The sequence below is a fragment of the Deferrisoma palaeochoriense genome, from assembly GCF_054656955.1.
The window spans coordinates 1-18988 of the sequence record NZ_BAAHXI010000074.1 but is presented as its reverse complement, the minus strand read 5'-3'; the positions used below and the strand labels follow the sequence as shown (position 1 = coordinate 18988).

Annotated in this window: 15 protein-coding genes and 2 tRNA genes; 15 read left to right on the top strand and 2 right to left on the bottom strand. The window is 68.6% G+C overall.

What is annotated here, in order from left to right:
* Positions 1-377 precede the first annotated feature (377 nt).
* Positions 378-2207, bottom strand: a complete 1830-nt coding sequence (locus ACYQ8L_RS16095) for a cytochrome C (protein WP_459942832.1) — start codon at positions 2205-2207, stop codon at positions 378-380.
* Positions 2208-2532: 325 nt separating this feature from the next.
* Between ACYQ8L_RS16095 and cobT the strand changes: the two genes are divergently transcribed.
* The 9 genes from cobT to ACYQ8L_RS16050 all read left to right on the top strand — a co-directional run bounded on the left by cobT (position 2533) and on the right by ACYQ8L_RS16050 (position 10952).
* Entirely contained in the window at positions 2533-3636 is a 1104-nt protein-coding gene (gene cobT / locus ACYQ8L_RS16090; RefSeq protein ID WP_459942831.1) for a nicotinate mononucleotide-dependent phosphoribosyltransferase CobT, read from the top strand.
* Positions 3617-4708, top strand: coding sequence for a pyridoxal phosphate-dependent aminotransferase (locus tag ACYQ8L_RS16085; RefSeq protein WP_459942830.1), 1092 nt, complete (start codon positions 3617-3619; stop codon positions 4706-4708). The genes cobT and ACYQ8L_RS16085 overlap by 20 nt, the downstream gene beginning before the upstream one ends.
* The gene (gene cbiB / locus ACYQ8L_RS16080) at positions 4705-5676 is read left to right on the top strand and encodes an adenosylcobinamide-phosphate synthase CbiB (RefSeq protein ID WP_459942829.1); all 972 of its coding nucleotides are present in this window, start codon (positions 4705-4707) and stop codon (positions 5674-5676) included. The genes ACYQ8L_RS16085 and cbiB overlap by 4 nt, the downstream gene beginning before the upstream one ends.
* A 10-nt stretch (positions 5677-5686) precedes the next feature.
* The gene (locus ACYQ8L_RS16075) at positions 5687-7015 is read left to right on the top strand and encodes a GGDEF domain-containing protein (protein WP_459942828.1); all 1329 of its coding nucleotides are present in this window, start codon (positions 5687-5689) and stop codon (positions 7013-7015) included.
* A gap of 47 nt (positions 7016-7062) precedes the next feature.
* Complete coding sequence (gene galT, locus ACYQ8L_RS16070; protein ID WP_459942827.1) at positions 7063-8082, top strand: galactose-1-phosphate uridylyltransferase; 1020 nt, start codon at positions 7063-7065, stop codon at positions 8080-8082.
* A 198-nt stretch (positions 8083-8280) separates the two neighbouring features.
* Positions 8281-9474: a phosphoglycerate kinase gene (locus tag ACYQ8L_RS16065; protein WP_459942826.1), complete on the top strand. Its 1194-nt coding sequence runs from the start codon at positions 8281-8283 to the stop codon at positions 9472-9474.
* 245 nt (positions 9475-9719) lie between these two features.
* Entirely contained in the window at positions 9720-10475 is a 756-nt protein-coding gene (tpiA, locus tag ACYQ8L_RS16060; protein ID WP_459942825.1) for a triose-phosphate isomerase, read from the top strand.
* Between the two features lie 36 nt (positions 10476-10511).
* A complete protein-coding gene (gene secG, locus ACYQ8L_RS16055; RefSeq protein WP_459942824.1) occupies positions 10512-10844 on the top strand; it encodes a preprotein translocase subunit SecG in 333 nt (110 codons plus the stop codon).
* A gap of 22 nt (positions 10845-10866) precedes the next feature.
* A tRNA-Leu gene (locus tag ACYQ8L_RS16050) sits at positions 10867-10952 on the top strand.
* A 269-nt stretch (positions 10953-11221) separates the two neighbouring features.
* On the opposite strand, the gene ACYQ8L_RS16045 is transcribed toward ACYQ8L_RS16050, so the two are convergent.
* Positions 11222-11308, bottom strand: a tRNA-Leu gene (locus ACYQ8L_RS16045).
* 241 nt (positions 11309-11549) lie between these two features.
* On the opposite strand from ACYQ8L_RS16045, the gene ACYQ8L_RS16040 reads away from it, so the two are divergent.
* The 6 genes from ACYQ8L_RS16040 (at position 11550) to ACYQ8L_RS16015 (ending at position 18952) form a co-directional block, all read left to right on the top strand.
* The gene (locus ACYQ8L_RS16040; RefSeq protein WP_459942823.1) at positions 11550-12218 is read left to right on the top strand and encodes a hypothetical protein; all 669 of its coding nucleotides are present in this window, start codon (positions 11550-11552) and stop codon (positions 12216-12218) included.
* Between the two features lie 23 nt (positions 12219-12241).
* Positions 12242-12889: a fructose-6-phosphate aldolase gene (gene fsa / locus ACYQ8L_RS16035; protein WP_459942822.1), complete on the top strand. Its 648-nt coding sequence runs from the start codon at positions 12242-12244 to the stop codon at positions 12887-12889.
* 489 nt (positions 12890-13378) lie between these two features.
* Positions 13379-15109, top strand: coding sequence for a formate--tetrahydrofolate ligase (locus tag ACYQ8L_RS16030; RefSeq protein ID WP_459942821.1), 1731 nt, complete (start codon positions 13379-13381; stop codon positions 15107-15109).
* Positions 15110-15186: 77 nt separating this feature from the next.
* A complete protein-coding gene (locus tag ACYQ8L_RS16025) occupies positions 15187-17142 on the top strand; it encodes an ASKHA domain-containing protein (RefSeq protein WP_459942820.1) in 1956 nt (651 codons plus the stop codon).
* Positions 17143-17181: 39 nt separating this feature from the next.
* The gene (locus ACYQ8L_RS16020; RefSeq protein WP_459942819.1) at positions 17182-17937 is read left to right on the top strand and encodes an ATP-binding protein; all 756 of its coding nucleotides are present in this window, start codon (positions 17182-17184) and stop codon (positions 17935-17937) included.
* Positions 17938-18001: 64 nt separating this feature from the next.
* Complete coding sequence (locus tag ACYQ8L_RS16015; protein ID WP_459942818.1) at positions 18002-18952, top strand: acetyl-CoA decarbonylase/synthase complex subunit delta; 951 nt, start codon at positions 18002-18004, stop codon at positions 18950-18952.
* The last annotated feature ends 36 nt before the right edge of the window (positions 18953-18988 follow it).

Sequence of the window (18988 nt, the reverse complement as noted above, 5' to 3'; positions counted from 1 at the left end):
ATACCAAATGTATTGCCGAGGGCGGGTGGGGGACTGGTTCCGGCCGGGCGTGGTGACGGCGCGGCGAGGTGAGAGGCCGCACCCGGCTTTCCACCAGCCCCCCACCCGCGGGTTTCCGTTGCAACGCCGGGGATCTGACAATACTTTCGTTGGTCTTAGTAACAGGGGGGCCCACCGCGGCAACGGGACCACGCACGATAAGCGCTGGAATCGCAGTGTGTTTTGGCCTTCTAGCCTCCCAGCGTTCCAGCGGACGTTGCTTGGCCGACCTCACGACCCACGGCAGTTGAGCCGGCAAAGAAAAAGGCCGGCCCTCACGGGGACCGGCCGAGCCAGCGGCTCAAATCGAACAGGAAGGGGGTGGTACAACCCCGCAATCAGTGGGCGAGAAATCCCCACGCCACAAGGGCGATGCACACGAGCCCCACCCCCAGGGCCGTGAAGCCCAGGAGCTGGCCGATCAGGTCCCACAGGGGAGGCGTGGGCTTCTCGGCGAGGGATTCCAGCTTGCCCTGCTTCTCCAGGCGCTCATACCAGCGCCGGCGCTCCTCCCACAGCTCGTACTTCGGCAGCCGGCCCCGGAAGATCACGGGATCCATGGGGAACTTGCCGGGCCGGAAGTGGGTGTTGAAGAAGTGCACCGTGAAGATGAACCCCGAGGCCAGGAGGGCCTCGTCGCTGTGCACGATGATGGCCACGTTGAACACCCACCCCGGCAGGAACCGCCCGAAAAACTCGGGGAACCACAGGAGCAGCCCCGACCCACCGATGGCGAACATCCCCCAGAACACCGCCAGGAAATCGAACTTCTCCCAGTAGGTCCACCGGTCGAAGGTGGGCTCGTGGCCCAGTCCGAAGAACCATCGCACCATGGCGGCGATGTCCTTGACGTCCTGCCAGTTGGGAAAGAGCGAGTCGGGGCCAAAGAGCTTCTGCCAGAACGTCTCCCCGGTGGGCTTTGCGAACAGGTAGTAGAGGATGTAGAGGAGGCAGGCGCCGAAGTACCCGAACGTGATCAGGGCGCAGATCCGGTGGATCCACCCCGCCTGATGGGGGCCGCCCAAGAGACGCATCACGGCCGGGGCCCAGGCGGCATCGTGGAACTTGAGCGGCAAGCCCGTGACCACGAGACCCAGAAAGCTCACCATCATCGCCAGGTGCAGGATCCGGTCGAACCAGCTGAAGCGTTTGTAGGGCCTGAGCGGTTCGGGGATCTCCGAAAGCTCGTAGTGCCCCCGGAGGAGCCGCTCCCGGCGCTCCCAGTACGCGGCCCGCCACCACAGCAGAGTATGGAGCCAGAACACCGCGAACACCCCCACCAGGAGCGCGGTCATGAACAACCAGGTGTAGTAGAGGACCGGGTAGTTTTCCTTGTCGCGGTGGTCGGCGTGGGGCAGGAACTGGGCGAACTGGATGGTCGAGCCCGGGTGGCAGGCCCCGCAGGTTTCGGCCAGGTTGTCCGGGTGGATGCTGGACCGGGGATCGCTCGGGGGAAGAATCTCATGGGCTCGGTGGCAGTCGGCGCACCCGGCGGCCAGCGCCGACCCGAGGGCTTCCACCTTTCCGTGGTAGCTCTCCTCGTACGTTTTGACGGCGATGGTGGGCACGCCGTTTCGGCGCATCATCTCTTCGTCGGCGTGGCACCGGTGGCAGGTCTCGGTGTGGAACTCGCGGTACTCGTGGGTGTTGGGGTCGCCCAGTTCCTCGATGCGGTGGAGCCCGTGACAGTCGTGGCAGGCCGCCGAGTCACGGTTTCCCGCCGCCACGGCCTTTCCATGGACGCTTTCCTGGTACCCTTCCGCGTCGTGGCAGACGGAGCACACGGCCACCACCCGGTTCTTGTCCCCCTCCCATTTCGTGAGGGAATGCACATCCGAGTGGCAGTCCGCGCACCGGATGTCGTTCATCATGTGCACCGAGGCGAAGTGTTCGCGCCCCTCGTCCGGGTGACACCGGTGACAGGTCTCGACCTTCTCCTGGGTCTGGGAGCCGCAGGTCTCGTGCTCCTCGATGTCAATCACGTCGAAGTGGCAGCTGTTGCAGGCGTTTCGGCCGTGCACCGAGGCGGAATACGCCTCGTAGTCGATCTCCGAGTGGCACTCCACGCACTGGCTGTCGTCCACCGACGCCCGGGCCGGGCCCGGAACCGAGGCCCATGCCGCGATCAAACCCCACACGATCCCTCGAAGCCAACGCTTGTGCATCATGGCAACTCCCCCATCCTGGAAGATGAAGATAAGGAATCCGACGGCAATATCCGACGCTGCGGCGGGCTGTTCCGAATCACCTCCTTTCCGACCCGCCCTGGGTGTGTAATCGTTCACGAGCGCTCCCTAGGAGACCACCCGGGAGATTTCCCGTCAAGATCGCAAGAATTCCCAAAATTTGTTTCAGGGACTCACGAAAAAGCGAAACGCGAAACGGAGTGAAACGGGATGTTTCACCCCCCGGTGCTCCGCCCCGGAGTTGACCGTGAACCGGCCCCAGGGCTAGGGTAAGCGGCCGTTTTTCCCGAAACGAGACGGAGCCCACATGCCCACCGCGCCCGAACTTCCCCCGCCCCTCGGCGCCGTCCACGCCCCCGAGGCGGCCGCCCGCCTGTGGGCCAACCTCCGGGGCCGGCCGGCCTTCGCCTGTGTGATCGGCTCCACCGACACCGCCGAGATCCCGGGGATCTCGGCGGCCGGGGCCACCCCCGAAAAGCGCCGGTACACGGCCGCCTTGGACAGCGAGTTCCTCCTGTTCGGGCGACCCCTGAGCCTGCCGGAGATTCCCCGGAACCCCCTGGGCCCCCCGAGCCCGGTCGTGATCACCCGGGCCGCCCTGGAAGCCCTGGGGGTGACGGCGCTCATCGTGGACGCCGGAACCCGGGTTCCGCCCCAGACCCCCCACCTCGTCCTCGGCGGGGTCCCGGGGCGGTGCATCACCACCGGGAGGGCCCTCGACCTTCCCGAGGGACTGCGCGACCGGGCCCGGGCCGCCGGCGCGTATCTCGCCTCGACGGCCCCCTGGCTCATCCTGGCCGAATGCGTGCCCGGGGGCACCACCACGGCCCAGTCGCTCCTGGAGGGGCTCGGGATCCCGGCCGGGGGCCGGGTGTCGTCGTCCATGCCCGGCGGGAACCACGACCTCAAGCGCAAGGTGGTGGAGCAGGCCCTCAAGGCGGCGGGACTGCGGCCGGGCGCGACGGGCCGCGAGGTGGCAGCGGCGGTCGGGGACCCGATGCAGCCGGTGGCGGCCTGGATCGCCCTCGAGGCGAGTCTGCGGGTGCCGGTGGTCTTGGCCGGCGGCACCCAGATGGCCGCCGTGGCCGCCCTGGCGCTGCGGTTCTGGCAGGAGGGGCAGCCCGGGGCCCCGGAACGGCTGAGCCTCGCCACCACCCGGTGGGTGGCCGAAGACCCGGCCGCCGATCTGGCGGGGCTGCTGGGCCACCTGCCCCTGGAGGTTCCGGCGGTCCATTGCGGGCTCGATTTTTCGGGGAGCGCGCTGCCCGGACTGCAACGGTACGAGGAGGGGCTCGTGAAGGAAGGCGTGGGCGCGGGCGCGGCAGCATGCGCGGCCTTCGCGGCCGGCATGGAACACGACGCCCTCGTCCGGGCCATCGAGGAGGTGGTGCGTGGTCTCCCGCCGGCCTGAGGCCTGGCCCCAGGACCACGGGGGCGACGTGTGGGGCCGGCCGGAGGGCACGCGGATCCTGGACTTCAGCGCCTCCATCAACCCCTACGGACCCCCTCCGGGGCTCTGGGAGGAGCTCGGCCGGGTCTGGCCCCGCATCGTCCACTACCCCGACCGGGGGTGCCGGGGGCTGCGGGCGGCCCTGGCCCGTCGGTTCGGCGTTTCTGAAGAGGAGATCCTGCCAGGGAACGGCTCGGCCGAGCTCATCGACCTGGCCCTTCGGGCGCTGGTGCCGGCGAGGCTCGTGTGGTGCCCGCCGGATTTCAGCCTGTACGCCCAGTTTGCTCCGGCCGGAACCGCCTTCGTCGAGGTTCCGCGCCAGGCCGCCCGGGGGTTCCGGGTGGACTTCGGCCGGCTGGCCGAGGTCGTGGCGCCGGGCGACCTGGTGGTGTTCTCGAACCCGGGAAACCCGGCGGGGTGCCGGGAGCCGCCCGAAGAGATCCTTCGCCTCGCCCAGCACTGCCGGGAGCGGGGGGCCGTGCTCCTGGTGGACGAGGCGTTCATGGACTTTTGCCCGGACCAGGGCGTGCTCGGCCGGGCCGCCGACGGCGCGGGGCTCCTCGTCTTGCGGTCGCTTACGAAATTTTACGCCCTCCCCGGCCTGCGGCTCGGGTTCCTGGCCGGCCCTCCCGACCTCGTGGGGCGGATCGGCCGGCTCCAGGTGCCCTGGTCGGTGAACACGCTGGCCCAGGCGGCCGGCGCGTACTGCGTGGCCCAGACGGACTGGGAGCAGGAGACCCGCGCGGCCATCCTCGGGGAGGCCGAGCGGTTCCGGGAACGGCTGGGCCGGCTTCCGGGGGTCCGTCCTCTGCCCCCGGCGGCCAACTACCTGCTCGTGGAACTCCTCCCGCCAGCTCCCTCGGCCACCGCCGTCTACGAAGCCCTGGCGCGCCAGGGGCTCCTGGTACGCCACTGCGGGAGCTTCGGCCTGGGGGACCGGTTTCTGCGGATCGCCGTGAGGCGGCCCGAGGAGGACGACGAGCTGCTTCGGGCCCTGGAGGGGATCCTCGGCGCCCGGAGGGCCGCGGGATGACCGGGTTCGGCCCCGGCCACCTCCTCGCCGCCTGGCTTCTCGACGCCGCCTTCGGGGATCCGGCCTGGATCCCCTGGCCCCACCCGGTCGTAGCGATCGGCCGGGCAATCTCGCGGCTCGAGGCGAAGCTCTACGCGGCCGACGGCGCCCTGTGGCGGGGCGCCGCCCTCTGGGCGGCCGTGGTGGTCTCGGCCTTTGGCGCGGCCTGGGGGCTATGGCGGCTGGCCCATTGGGTTCACCCGGCCCTGGGCGGGGCCGTCGGGGTCTACCTGGCGTACGCCTGCCTGGCCACCCGGGCCCTCGCCCAGGAGGCGCGCGAGGTGGGACGGCTGGTTCGGCGGGGGCGCATCGAGGCCGCCCGGCGGTGGCTCGGCCGGATCGTGGGGCGGGACACCGCCGCCCTCCCCCCTCCCCAGATCCTCCGGGCCGCCGTGGAAACCGTGGCCGAGAACGCCTCCGACGGGGTGGTGGCCCCTCTCTTCTACCTGGCCCTCGGGGCGGCGTTCGGCTGCGGCCCGGCCTTGGCCGTGGCCTACAAGGCGGTGAACACGCTGGACTCCATGGTGGGGTACCGGAACCCGCGCTACGAGCGGTTCGGCCGGGTTAGCGCCCGGGCCGACGACGTGGCAAACTGGATTCCGGCCCGCCTAACCGCGGTTCTCGCGGCCCTGGGCGCCGAGATCCTGTGGGGCAGGGGCCGGCGCGCGCTCCGGGTCGCCTGGCGGGACGGCCGGCTCCACAAATCGCCCAATGCCGGGTTTCCTGAGGCCGCCTTCGCGGCGGCCCTGGGGGTGGAACTGGGCGGGCCGGCGCGCTACGGGGGCGTGCTCCGGGCGAGCCCCCGCCTGGGCGACCCGGGGCCCCTTCCGGGGCCGGAACACCTGGATCGCGGCCTTCGACTCCTCTGGGTGGTGTCGGCTCTGGCCGCGACGGGTGGCGCGGTGCTCCTCCTTCTGGTTTCACCATAGGCAACCGGCAATGGCCCGACCCGACGACCTCACCTACCGCGAAAAATATCTGCGGCTCGTGGACGAACTCGACGCGAAGGAGCGGGAGTGGGCCGCCTTGGGCGACCGGGTGCGCCGGATCCTGACCCACCTCTCCATCGTGGCCGAGGGTCCGTCCACCCCGGAGATCTCGGCGGCCCTGGCCGAGATCCGAGAGGACCTCAAGGCCGGTCTCGATCTGGCACGGGTGGAGGAGAAGGTGGAGGCCCTCAAGGAACGGGTGCTCACCGAGACCCGGTGGGCCGAGCCCGGCGGGGGAGGCCCTCCGGTGCACCTCGTGCTGATCCATCTGGTGGAGCGCCTGCCCCTGCCCCCGAACTGCGCCGAGGAGGCACTAAAGCTCATCGAGCGGTTCGAGCCGGGCATCCCCCCCGACGAGCTGCCCGACGCGATCGATACCGTCGCGGGCCTGGTGTACCGGATGCAGGCGGCGGTGGCCGACGAGAAGGCCCAACTGGAGACCCTCCTCCAGGAGATGGCCGAGCGGCTCCGGCTCATTGACCAGGGGCTCCTGGGGACCTGGGAGCGGTCGAGGGAGGGGTTTGCCGCCACCCGCCGGCTGGACACGGCGGTCCGCCAGGAGATGCGGGGCCTGGCCGAGCGAAGCGCCGGCGCGGCCGATGTGGCCACCCTGCGCGACTGGATCCGGGGCAGCCTGGAGGCGATCGAACGCCACCTCGAGGCCCACCGGAAGGCGGACGAGAACCGGGAAGAGGAGCTCCGGGCCGAGGTGGAGCGGTTGCGCCAGGCGGTGAGCCGCCTCGAGGAGGAGGTCGAAACCCACCGGGAGCGGGCGCGGGAGGCCCGGGAGCAGAGCCTTCGGGACCCCCTCACGGGGTGCTTCAACCGGCTGGCGTACGAGGAGCGGGTCCGGGCCGAGGAGGCCCGGTGGCGACGTTACGGAAGCCCGCTTTCGGTCATCGTGCTCGACGTGGACAAGTTCAAGGGGATCAACGACCGGTTCGGCCACCGGGCCGGCGACAAGGTCCTCAGGGCCATCGCCCAGATCGCCGGGTCCCAGATCCGGGAGGTGGACTTCTTCGGCCGGTACGGGGGCGAGGAGTTTGTGGTGTTGCTGCCCGAAACCCCGCTGGAGGCCGCGGTTAAGGTGGCCGAGAAGATCCGCCGGAGCGTCGAGGCGTTCCGGTTCCACGCCCGCGGCGAGCCCGTGCCGATCACGGTCTCCTGCGGGGTGGCCCAGTTCCGGCCGGGCGACACGGCCGCCTCGGCCTTTCAGCGTGCTGACGAGGCCCTCTACCGGGCCAAGGAGGGCGGCCGAAACCGGGTCGAAGCCGGCTGACCTCGGGCCGTGGGCCAACGTAAGCCGGCGCAAGGAGTTCCGTGGCCATGGACCACGTCATCCGGCAGAACAAGGTCACGAAGCAGTGGGTCATCTTCGCCCCCTCCCGCAGGCGGCGTCCCACCGATCTTAGGGAGGCTCCGGCGCCGGCCGATCTGTCGGCGGACGCCCCCCACGACCCCTCCTGCCCGTTCTGCCCGGGCAACGAGGAAGCCCTGGGTCCCGTGGTCGAAGAAGTCCCCGGGCCGCCCCCCCAGGGATGGCGGACCCGCGTCATCCCGAACAAATACCCGGCCCTTTCCCCCGGGTTGGACGCCCGGAGGTTGCAGGTGGGGGCGTACCTTGCCGTGGGAGGACACGGCCGGCACGAAGTGATCATCGAAAGCCCGTACCACAACAGAGACATCCCCGACATGGAACCGGAGGAGGTTCTCGCCGTTGTCGACACGTACCATCGCCGACATCGGGAGTTGATGGCCCGGGATGACACCCTGCTCACCCTCACCTTTCGAAATCGGGGCGTCGGAGCAGGGGCATCCATGGCGCACCCCCACTCGCAGGTCATCTCGCTTCCGGTAGCCCCGCCCTACGTCCGGTGGCGGGAGGAGGAGGCGCAGCGGTATTTCGACGAGTGGGGCCGGTGCTGTCTGTGCGACACGGTGGCGGAGGAGTTGCGTGTCGGGGAGCGGCTGGTGCTGACCAACCCGGCGTTTGTCGCGTTCGTGCCCTTTGCGGCCGAGACCCCGTGCGAGATCTGGATCGTGCCCCGGCGCCACCAGGCGGATTTCGTGGAACTGGAGGAGTCCGAGAAGGTCCTGTTGGCGCAGATCCTTCGGGACAGCCTTCGGCGCGTTGCCACCGCACTCGGGCGGCCCGACTATAACTATGTGATCCATTCCTCCACCCAGTACCGGGTGGGGGAACCCCACGTCCATTGGTATCTTCAAATCCTGCCCCGGCTAACCCGGCGGGCCGGGTTCGAGATCGGCACCAACATCGCGATCAATCCGTCGCTGCCAGAGGAGGACGCCCGGCTGCTTCGGGGGGGCGTCCCGGGGGACCATTGACCCGCGAGGGGGCAGAACTTATCGTACGCGGGCCTGAATCCCCGGATCCGGCCCTCCCCGGACCGCCGACCCGCTGCGCCGTCGTACGACGGCGGGCACCCGGACGAACCGTTGGGGCTGGTACCGGGGGGGGCGAGCTTTCGAGCCGAGCGTTCCAGCCTTCTCGCTTTCCAGTTCCAGCCGAAAAGGGGGTGTCCCATGGCGATCCGTTCGGTGGAAGATCTCGAGGTTCAGGGAAAGCGGGTGTTCGTGCGCGTGGATTTCAACGTGCCCCTCAAGGAGGGCCGGATCACCGACGACACACGGATACGGGCGGCGCTTCCCACCCTGCGCCACCTGCTCGACCGGGGCGCCGCCCTGGTGGTGGCGAGCCACCTGGGCCGGCCCAAGGGGGCCCCGGACCCGGCCTACTCCCTGGGCCCGGTGGCCGAGCGGCTGGGGGAGCTCCTGGGCATGAGCGTGTTCCTGGCGCCGGAGGTCGTGGGCCCCAAGGTGGAGGAACTCGCCCGAAACCTCGAACCCGGCGAGGTGCTCCTGCTGGAAAACGTGCGGTTCCACCCCGGGGAAACCAAAAACGACCCGGAGCTCTGCCGCCAGCTCGCGGCGTTGGCGGAGGCCTACGTGAACGACGCCTTCGGCACCTGCCACCGGGCCCACGCCACCACGGCCGGCATGGCCGCCCTGTTCCCTCCCGACCGAAAGGCCGCCGGATTCCTGCTCCTCCAGGAGATCCGGGCGTTCGAACGGGTGCTCCGGGAGCCCGAGCATCCCTACGTGGCGGTGCTGGGCGGGGCCAAGGTGAGCGACAAGATCGGGGTGATCCGAAACCTCCTGCCCAGGGTGGACCGGCTGCTCGTGGGCGGGGCCATGGCCTACACCTTCCTGCGGGCCCGGGGCATACCCGTGGGGGACTCCCTGGTCGAGGAAGACAAGGTGGGGCTCGCGGCCGAACTCCTCGCCGAGGCCGAGAAGGCGGGCAAGGAGATCGCGCTCCCGTCCGACCACGTGATCGCCCGGGACCTCTCGGCCGGGGCGGAGACGCGAACCACCGAAGGGGCCGAAATCCCGGCCGGGTGGAGGGGGGTGGACATCGGCCCCAAGACCCGAACCGCGTACGCCGAGGCGATCGAGAAGGCCCGTACCGTGGTCTGGAACGGGCCCATGGGCGTCTTCGAGATCCCTCCCTTCGCCGAGGGCACCGTGGCCGTGGCCCGGGCCGCGGCCGAGTCCTCGGCCTTCACCGTGGTGGGGGGGGGCGACAGCGTGGCCGCGGTAAACCAGGCCGGGGTCGCCGACCGGATCTCCCACATCTCCACCGGGGGCGGCGCGTCGCTCGAGCTCCTCGAGGGGAAGACCCTCCCTGGCATCGCGGCGTTGGAATCGGCCGAGTAACGCCTGGCTGGGCGGCGAGGCTGCGGGGCGGCTCGGCGGCCAAAACCCTCTGGGCATTTTGGCGCCGGCCCCCGGCCCGAGGCATGGGAGCGCCTTTTGATGCGCGCCTCGGGCCGCCGGACCAACCGCCATGGCCCGAACGCCGCCCGTGCACACCTAGCCAGGCAACAACGGGAGAATCGCTAGTGATGTTAGCCGCCAAGCTGCCCAGCCGCCTTGCCGCCTAGCTTCCCAAGGAGTTTCCCATGCGCAAGCCCCTCGTGGCCGGCAACTGGAAGATGCACAAAACGGTGTCCGAGGCCCGGGCCCTGGCGGAAGGGGTCGTGGCCGGCGTCCGGGATCTCACGGGCGTGGAGGTGGCCGTGGCCCCGCCGTTCACGGCGCTCTCGGCCGTGGCCCAGGTGCTCGACGGCTCGCCGGTGCGGCTCGGGGCCCAGAACGTCCACTGGGAGCTCGAGGGCGCGTACACGGGCGAGGTTTCGGCGCCCATGCTCGCGGAACTCGGGGTCGCCTACGTAATCGTGGGCCACTCCGAGCGCCGTCGGGATTTCGGGGAAACCGACGACTTGGTGGCCCGGAAGGCGGGGCGGGTCCTGGGGGCGGGCATGACCCCGATCGTGTGCGTGGGCGAAACCCTCGACCAGCGCGACGACGGCCGGGCCTTCGAGGTGGTGGAAACCCAGATCCGGGCGGGCCTCGGGCCCCTGGGCCCCGAGGATCTGCGGCGGGTGGTGGTGGCCTATGAGCCCGTGTGGGCCATCGGCACAGGCCGCTCAGCCACGGCCGAACAGGCCCAGGAGATGCACGCCCACATCCGCTCGGTGCTTGAAGGGATCGGGGGGCCGGAGGCGGCGGAGACGGTGCGGATCCTCTATGGCGGGAGCGTCAAGCCCGACAACGCGGCGGAGCTCCTCGGGCAGCCCGACGTCGACGGCGCCCTGGTGGGCGGGGCGAGCCTCCAGGCCGAGGCATTTGCATCCATCGCCCGAAGTGCGGTATAAGGTGCGTTTCGATCCTCTTGGAACGGGACCGACGACATGTATACGGCGTTGATCATCCTCCACGTGCTTGTAAGCTTCATCCTGGTGGGCATCGTGCTCCTCCAGCAGGGCAAGGGTGCCGACATGGGCGCCGTGTTCGGCGGATCGAGCCAGACCCTGTTCGGGAGCTCGGGCGGGACCACCTTCCTCGGCAAGCTCACGGCGGCCGCGGCCGGCGTGTTCATGCTCACCTCCCTGGGCTTGACCTATATGGCGAGCCATCGGTATAAGGTGAGCGTGGTGCCGGATCAGCCGGCGGCCACGGCGCCGGCCCCTGAAGCGCCCGCCCCGGCCGAGCAGCCGGCGCAGCAGCCCGCGGGGCAGCAGTAGCACGACTGAAAACCGAATCCGTGCCCAGGTGGTGGAACTGGTAGACACGCTATCTTGAGGGGGTAGTGGGGCAATCCCGTGCCGGTTCGAGTCCGGCCCTGGGCACCAGTTGATCCAAAAGGGGAGCCGAGAGATCGGCTCCCCTTTTGCTATGCCGGAAGCACGGCATTACGCCCGGGGCGCCAGTTCCCCTGCCCCACTGTGCCGCCCCCGGGTGGCAGGCCCCTCGCCCCCCCCCGCGTGCGGAGGGGGATGGCGCCGCGAGGCACCGGACGCGCCGGCCCCTTCCGCGCGGAAAGGTCCCTCCGCGGCCGAAAGAGGTCCCCGGAACGAAAAAACGGGTTACCGGCCGGTCCGGTAACCCGTCGCGATCGTCTTGGTGCCGAAGAGAGGACTCGAACCTCCACGGGCTTGCGCCCACCAGATCCTGAATCTGGCGCGTCTACCAGTTCCGCCACTTCGGCACGGGAGGCGTTAGATACCATGCAGGGCCGCCGAGCGTCAAGCGTCGGAGGCGAACTCCGGGGTGTTTCGGCAAGAGCGCTGCCGGGCGACTGGGGGGGGCTTGGAGCAGGGGTGGGGTTGTGGTAGGTATCGCGGCGCGGCAGGAGCGAGCGGTGAGGCGGGGATCGCGGCGAGGTTCAGCCTTTCGGCATCCCAGCCTCCTCGCGTCCCAGCGGACATCACACGGAGGACGAACGAACCATGCGAAAGGGAATCGGGCTACTGGTGGCCGGGGCGCTGGCCGCGGCCGGGCCGGCGGCGGCCGCGAACCTGGCGGGGCTCGCCTCGCCCCTGGGGGCGGGGCGGTTTGCGGTGAGCGGGTTCGTGGCCTACGGGGAGCAGGACGTGGAGGACGGGGTCCCGGACGAGGTCTCGACCCGGCGGATGCTGGGCCGGGTGCAGGCCGGGGTGGTGGACGGGCTGGACCTCTACGCCTTCCTCGGGTTTTCGGACATCCAGTTCAACCAGGCGGACTTCGAGGGAACCCTCGGCGGCCTCGGCGGCGTGGGGGCCAAGTTCGGGCTTTTGCGCTCGGGCGACGTGCGGGTGGTGGCCGATCTCCAGGCCGAGTTCGATCAGTCCAAGGACGGCTCGCGGAAGGTCCGCCACCAGGCCTACCACCTGGCCGGGTACGTGGTGCGGGAGATCGGGGCGGCCGGCAAGGTGGGGTACATGTACCCCTTCGCCGGCATCCGGTTCACTGCGAGCCGGTACGACGCCGACGGCAAGCTGGACGACTACCGGCAGGACAGCTTCCTGGGGGTGTTCGGCGGGGCCGACTACTTCGTGAACCCCAACGTGTACTTCACGGGCGAGGTGCACCTGTTCGACGAGACCAGCATCTACTTGGGGGTCGGGCACCGGTTCTGATCCCCCACGCGACGGAGGCAACGATGAAGCTCTTTTTGGACACCGCGAACATCGACGACATCAAAAAAGGCGCGGCCCTGGGGGTGGTGGACGGGGTCACCACGAACCCGACCCTGATCGCCAAGGAGGGCCAGCCCTACCGGGAGGTACTGGCCGAGATCTGCCGCATCGTGGACGGCCCGGTGAGCGCCGAGGTGGTGGCCCTCGAGGCCGAGAAGATGGTGGCCGAAGCCCGGGAGCTTGCGGCCATCCACGACAACATCGTGGTCAAAATCCCGATCACGGCCGACGGACTCCAGGCCGTGCACCGGCTTGCGGCCGAGGGCATCCGCACCAACGTGACCCTGGTGTTCAGCGCCCCCCAGGCGCTCCTCGCCGCCAAGGCGGGGGCCACCTTCGTGAGCCCCTTCGTCGGGCGGCTCGACGACCGGGGCCACGAGGGCATGGCCCTGATCGAGCAGATCGTGACAATGTTCCGGAACTACGAGCTCGACACCGAGGTGATCGTGGCGAGCGTGCGCCACCCCATGCACGTGGTCGAGGCGGCGCTGATCGGGGCCGACATCGCGACGATCCCCTACAAGGTGCTGACCCAGATGCTGGGCCATCCGCTCACGGATCTCGGTATCCAGCAGTTCCTGGCCGACTGGGACCGATATACCGGCAAGTAGAAGGGAATTCGTTCGCCCACAACAAACCTTGGTGATTCTGCAGCACGGTTTCGCCGGGTTCGTCCGGGCAGAATGTGCCGGTTTTCTCAATATCTTTGAGGCAAAAACCGCTTGACACCCCGAAAACGGCGCCGGTATCCTTGCGCCGGTTTGGGGACCGAGGACCAGGAGTTCGCACCGGTGTTTCGCCGTGCGGGTCCTGGGGCGCTTGACTCCCCGGCTTGTTTTCCGTTGGCTCGGGCCGGCGTTCCGGCCCGGCAGTTCCCAGTGGTTGGGGTTCGGCGAGGGGTTACCGAAGGGCTTTGGCCGCACTCCGCGGGTGCTGCGTCACAGCATCCCGATCGTGTCCTCTCCCCGAACGGACCTTGGTTCCAGGTCTGCCCCGCACGGGATCCCCCGCGGCGGAATCGGGTTCCGCCGCGCTTAGGCAAGGGTTGCCGACGTTTCCGTCCAGGCCCGTTCGGGCCCCAGAGCAAAGGGAGGAGAACCATGGCGAAACTCGAACCCCGGCACGTCCCGTCCGACTTGGAGATCGCCCAGAACCACAAGATGAAGCACATCCGGGAGATCGCCGAGAAGGCGGGCATCCTGGAAGACGAACTCGAGTATTTCGGGAATTACAAGGCCAAGGTCGATTACGCCAAGGTCCTGGAGCGGCTGAAGGACAGGCCCGACGCCAAGCTCATCGACGTGACCGCCTGCACCCCCACCCCGCTGGGGGAGGGCAAAACCGTCACCTCCATCGGGCTCAACGAGGGCCTGAACTACATCGGTAAGCGCTCGATGCTGTGCCTGCGGGAGCCGAGCCTCGGGCCGGTGTTCGGCATCAAGGGCGGCGCGGCTGGCGGCGGGTACTCCCAGGTGGTGCCCATGGAGGACCTGAACCTCCACTTCACGGGCGACATCCACGCGGTATCCATCGCCCACAACCTGTGCGCCGCGGCCCTGGACGCCTCGCTCCTGCACGGCAACCCCCTCAATATCGACCCCCTCACCATCGAGTGGCGCCGGGTCGTGGACGTGAACGACCGGGCCCTGCGGCAGATCGTGATCGGCCTGGGCGGCAAGCTCAACGGCATCCCGCGCGAAAGCGGCTACGACATCGCCGTGGCCTCCGAGGTGATGGCCATCCTGGCCCTCGCCACCGACCTCAAGGACCTGCGCCAGCGGTTGGGCCGGATCGTGCTGGGGTACACCTATGACGGCAAGCCCGTGACCACCGAGGACCTCCAGGTGGCCGGCGCCATGACCGTGCTCATGAAGGACGCGCTGAAGCCCAACCTGATCCAGAGCCTCGAGGGCAACCCCGCGTTTATCCATGCCGGACCGTTCGCCAACATCGCCCACGGCAACAACTCGATCATCGCCGACAAGGTGGCCCTGAAGCTCGGGGACTACGTGGTCACCGAGTCCGGGTTCGCCTCCGACATGGGCGCCGAGAAGTTCATGGACATCACCTGCCGCTACGGCGGGTTCAAGCCCAACTGCGTGGTGATCACCTGCACCGTGCGGGCCCTCAAGATGCACGGCATGCCCTACGAGAAGATCGCCAGCATGACCCCGAAGCAGCTGGCCGAGTTCCTGAAGGGCGAGCACTACGACTACCTCGAGAAGGGCATCGAGAACCTCGAGGCCCACATCGAGAACATGCGCAAATTCGGCGTGCCGGTGGTGAACACGATCAACAAGTTCGCCTTCGACCGGGACGACGAGGTCAAGATGATTCAAAAGCGGGCCGAGGCGGCGGGCGCCCGTGCCTCGGTGCCGATCGAGGTCTGGATGCACGGCGGGCCCGGCGCCGAGGACGCGGCCCACGAGGTGGTGAAGGCCTGCGACGAGCCCAGCAACTTCAAGTTCCTCTACCCGGACGACTGGTCCATCAAGCAGAAGATCGAGATCATCGCCAAGGAGATGTACGGGGCCGACGGCGTGGACTACATGCCAGCCGCCGAGGAGAAGATCAAGCGGTACACCGAGCTTGGCTACGACAAGTTCCCGATCTGCATGGCCAAGACCCACCTGAGCCTCAGCCACGACCCGACCTTGAAGGGCCGGCCGCGGGGCTTCCGGGTGCCGGTGCGCGACATCCGGGCCAGCGTGGGTGCCGGGTTCCTGTACCCGCTTCTGGGCGAGATGCGCACCATGCCGGGACTCTCGGCCGACCCGGCCTACCGGTACGTGGACATCGACGAGAACGGCAAGATCAAAGGCTTGTTCTAACTCCCTTCGTTTCGGTTCCGGACAACGGGGGAGGGGGCTCCTCCCCTCCCCCGTTTGTCCTTTTTCGAGGGACGGCTTTGCCCGAGCGCCGCTATACGGTCCGGTTCGAACCCGATGGCGTGTCCATCGACGTCTACCGCGAGGCGGAGAATCTTCTCCGGGTCGCGATGGTCGCCGGCGTGCACGTCAACGCCTCGTGCGGCGGGGCCGGCACCTGCGGCAAGTGCAAGGTCCGGATACTCGAGGGGGAGTACCGCTCCAAGCCCTCCTCAAAGCTCTCCCAGGACGAGTGGGCCAAGGGCTACCGCCTGGCCTGCCAGACCGAGATCCTCGGCGACCTCGTGGTCGAGGTGCCGGTGGAATCCCGATACGAGAAGGACGTCCTGGGCCGCCGGCCCGACCACGTGCTCCGGGCCGCCAAGTTCCAGCGGGAGTACGAGGGCATCGTCCCGGAACCGGCGGTGGCCAAGTACTACGTGGAGCTCCCGCCTCCCACGGCCGACAACAACATGTCGGACATGGGCCGTCTGGGCCAGGCCCTAAAGCGCGAGTACGAACTCGACAAGGTCTCCACCGACTACACCGTGCTCCCCGGCCTTCCTTCGGTGCTCCGGGAGGGGGACTGGAACGTCACGGCCACGGTGATGCACACCCACCGGAGTCACCGGATCGTCCGGGTGGAGCCGGGAGACACCCGTTCGAAGACCCTGGCGCTCGCCATCGACGTGGGCACCACCACGATCCACGGGGCGCTCCTCGACGTGACCACCGGGCACGAGGTGGCCCGGGCCGCCGACTACAACGCCCAGGTGTCCATGGGCGAGGACGTGATCACCCGGATCATCGCGGCCCTCAAGCCCGGCGGCCTCGAGGCGCTCCAGAAGCGGGCGGTCAAGACGATCAACGGGGTCCTCAAGGAGCTTCTGAGCAAGGCCGAGGCCGAGGGGGGCGACATCTCCCACGCGGTGTTCGCGGGCAACACCACCATGACCCAGCTCCTGTTGGGGGTGAACCCCAAGTACATCCGGGAGGCGCCCTACGTGCCCACGGCCAACTTCTTTCCGCCGTTTCGGCTGGCCGACCTGGGCATCGAGGTGCCGCCCCACGTCATGGGTTACGTGATGCCCTGCGTGGCGAGCTACGTGGGGGGCGACATCACCTCGGGGGTGCTGGCCACGGGGATGCACACCGACCCGCGGCTCACCCTGTTCATGGACGTGGGCACGAACGGCGAGATCGTCATCGGGAACCAGGACTGGATGGTGTCGGCGTCGGCCTCGGCCGGTCCGGCGTTCGAGGGCGGGGGGGTCAAGTTCGGGATGCGGGCCACCTTCGGGGCCATCGAGCAGGTGCGGATCAACCGGGAGAACCTGGAACCCATGATCCTCACCATCGGCCAGGTGCCCCCGAAGGGCATCTGCGGGTCGGGCATGATCGACTGCCTGGCCGAGTTCGTGGAGGCGGGGATCATCAGCCAAAACGGCAAGTTCAACCGAGAGCTCGCCAGCCGTACGAACCGCATCCGGGAGGGAGAGAACGGCTGGGAGTACGTCCTGTGCTGGAAGGACCAGACCCAGATCGACCAGGACATCACGATCATCGAGCCCGACATCGACAACCTGATCCGCACGAAGGGCTCGATCTACTCGGCCTGCTCGGTGCTTCTAAAGAGCGTGGGGCTCCATTTCACCGACATCGAGCGGATCATCATCGCGGGCGGGTTCGGCCAGTTCATTGACGTGGAGAAGGCCATGGCCATCGGGCTTCTGCCCGAGACCGACCCGGAGCGGGTGGCCTACGGCGGAAACACGTCGCTGGCGGGGTGCCAACTGGCGGCGCTCTACCGCGACAAGATCGACGAGGCCGAGCAGATCGCCACCATGATCACGAACATCGAGCTCTCGGCCTCCAACATGTATATGGAAGAGTACGTGGCGGCGCTGTTCCTGCCCCACACCCGCATGGAGGAGTTCCCGCGGGAGGCCGAGCGGTTGCGTCTGGCCCAGCAGGCCTTGGCCCGGCTGAGGGCCTAGACCCGCGACCGCAGGCGTCACCCCCTATAGAGGAGTTCCATGGGATTCAACATCGCCGTCGCCGGCAAGGGCGGCACCGGAAAGACCACCGTGGCCGGGCTCATCCTGCGCCACCTCGTGGAGCGGGGCGAGGGCCGGGTGCTCGCCATTGATGCCGACGCCAACATGAACCTCAACGAGGTCCTGGGCCTCGAGGTGCACCAGACCATCGGCCAGATCCGCGAGGGGCTCTCCAACGTGCCCGCCGGCATGACCAAGGACGCCTACATCAACTACAAGACCCAGGAGTGCCTCATCGAGGCCGACGGGTTCGACCTGATCGTGATGGGCCGGCCCGAGGGCCCGGGGTGCTACTGCTATGCCAACACCCTGTGCAAGAAGTACATGGACGAGATCGCGGACAACTACCGGTACGTGGTGTTGGACAACGAGGCCGGCATGGAGCACCTCTCGCGCCGGACCACCCACAACATGGATCTGATGTTCGCGGTGACGGACTCGTCGGTGCGGGGCATCCAGGCCGCGGGTCGAATCCGGGACCTGGTGGACGAGCTCAAGCTCAACATCGGGCGGATCGCGGTGATCGTGAACCGGATCGACGGGGATCTTCCCGAGGCCACCCGGGCCGAGATCGAGCGGCTGGGGCTCGAGCTCGCCGGGGTGGTGCCCAACGATCCCAACGTGTACGCCTACGACCTGGAAGGAAAGCCCACGTTCCAGCTTCCGTCCGACTCGGCGGCGGTGCGGGCGGTGGGCGAGATCCTGGAGAGGTACCTGCCCAAGGGGGCGGGATAGTCGACCTGGGGACCTTCGTTTTGGACCACGGCCTTCGGGCCACTGGGCGAAAGGAGCGGTAGTCATGGCATTCGAGTTCCCCAAAGAGAAGTACAACGGCAAGATCGTCGAGGTCACCATCGGCGCCGGCGACAAGGCCCGCACCGTGGGTGGCGAAACCGCGATGCCCCTGTGCAACTTCGAGGGTGAGTTCCCGAACCGCCCGCTGGTTGCCATGGAGGTGTACGACAAGGCCGAGGTGTGCGACGGCTGGGCCCCAGCCTGCAAGGAGCCCTTCGCCGACGTGATGGGCGACCCGGTGGCCTGGGCCAAGAAGTGCGTCGAGGAGTACGGCGCCGACGCGATCTGCCTCCAGCTCGCGAGCACCGACCCCAACGGCATGGACACCCCCGCGGAGGAGGCCGCCGAGCTCGCGAAAAAGGTAGCCGAGGCGATCCCCGTGCCCCTGATCGTGTGGGGCTGCGAGAACGACGAGAAGGACGCCGAGACGCTCGCCAAGGTGGCCGAGGTGTGCGCCGGCATGAACCTGGTGATCGGGCCGGCCAAGGAAGGGAATTACAAGAAGATCGGCGGCGCGGCCATCGGGTACGGCCACGTGGTGGTCCAGCAGACCCCCATCGACGTGAACATGGCCAAGCAGCTCAACATCCTCCTGAACAACCTGGGCGTGCCCATGGACAAGATCCTGATGGACCCCCAGATGGGCGCCCTCGGGTATGGCATCGAGTACTGCTACACGGTGATGGAGCGCGACCGGCTGACGGCGCTCAAGCAGGGCGACGAGAAGATGCAGTCCCCCTTGATCCTCGACGTGGGCAAGTACACCTGGAAGACCAAGGAGGCCTCGGTGTCGGCCGAGGAGGAGCCGGCCTGGGGTGACGCCAAGGTCCGGGGCATCCTGTGGGAGACGATCTCGGCGGTGGACGTGCTGGCGGCCGGCGCCGACATCCTGATCCTGCGCCACCCCGACTCCGTGCGGGTTATGAAAAAGATCATCGACGAGCTCATGGCCTAACGGCCCTGGGGAAACCACCGAGGGAGGAAAACGGTT

What these genes read in the sequence shown, in the direction of transcription:
- ACYQ8L_RS16095 (WP_459942832.1), bottom strand. Translation starts at nt 2,207, where the DNA reads ATGATGCACAAGCGTTGGCTTCGAGGGATCGTGTGGGGTTTGATCGCG.
- cobT (WP_459942831.1), top strand. Translation starts at nt 2,533, where the DNA reads ATGCCCACCGCGCCCGAACTTCCCCCGCCCCTCGGCGCCGTCCACGCC.
- cbiB (WP_459942829.1), top strand. Translation starts at nt 4,705, where the DNA reads ATGACCGGGTTCGGCCCCGGCCACCTCCTCGCCGCCTGGCTTCTCGAC.
- ACYQ8L_RS16075 (WP_459942828.1), top strand. Translation starts at nt 5,687, where the DNA reads ATGGCCCGACCCGACGACCTCACCTACCGCGAAAAATATCTGCGGCTC.
- galT (WP_459942827.1), top strand. Translation starts at nt 7,063, where the DNA reads ATGGACCACGTCATCCGGCAGAACAAGGTCACGAAGCAGTGGGTCATC.
- ACYQ8L_RS16065 (WP_459942826.1), top strand. Translation starts at nt 8,281, where the DNA reads ATGGCGATCCGTTCGGTGGAAGATCTCGAGGTTCAGGGAAAGCGGGTG.
- tpiA (WP_459942825.1), top strand. Translation starts at nt 9,720, where the DNA reads ATGCGCAAGCCCCTCGTGGCCGGCAACTGGAAGATGCACAAAACGGTG.
- secG (WP_459942824.1), top strand. Translation starts at nt 10,512, where the DNA reads ATGTATACGGCGTTGATCATCCTCCACGTGCTTGTAAGCTTCATCCTG.
- ACYQ8L_RS16040 (WP_459942823.1), top strand. Translation starts at nt 11,550, where the DNA reads ATGCGAAAGGGAATCGGGCTACTGGTGGCCGGGGCGCTGGCCGCGGCC.
- fsa (WP_459942822.1), top strand. Translation starts at nt 12,242, where the DNA reads ATGAAGCTCTTTTTGGACACCGCGAACATCGACGACATCAAAAAAGGC.
- ACYQ8L_RS16030 (WP_459942821.1), top strand. Translation starts at nt 13,379, where the DNA reads ATGGCGAAACTCGAACCCCGGCACGTCCCGTCCGACTTGGAGATCGCC.
- ACYQ8L_RS16020 (WP_459942819.1), top strand. Translation starts at nt 17,182, where the DNA reads ATGGGATTCAACATCGCCGTCGCCGGCAAGGGCGGCACCGGAAAGACC.
- ACYQ8L_RS16015 (WP_459942818.1), top strand. Translation starts at nt 18,002, where the DNA reads ATGGCATTCGAGTTCCCCAAAGAGAAGTACAACGGCAAGATCGTCGAG.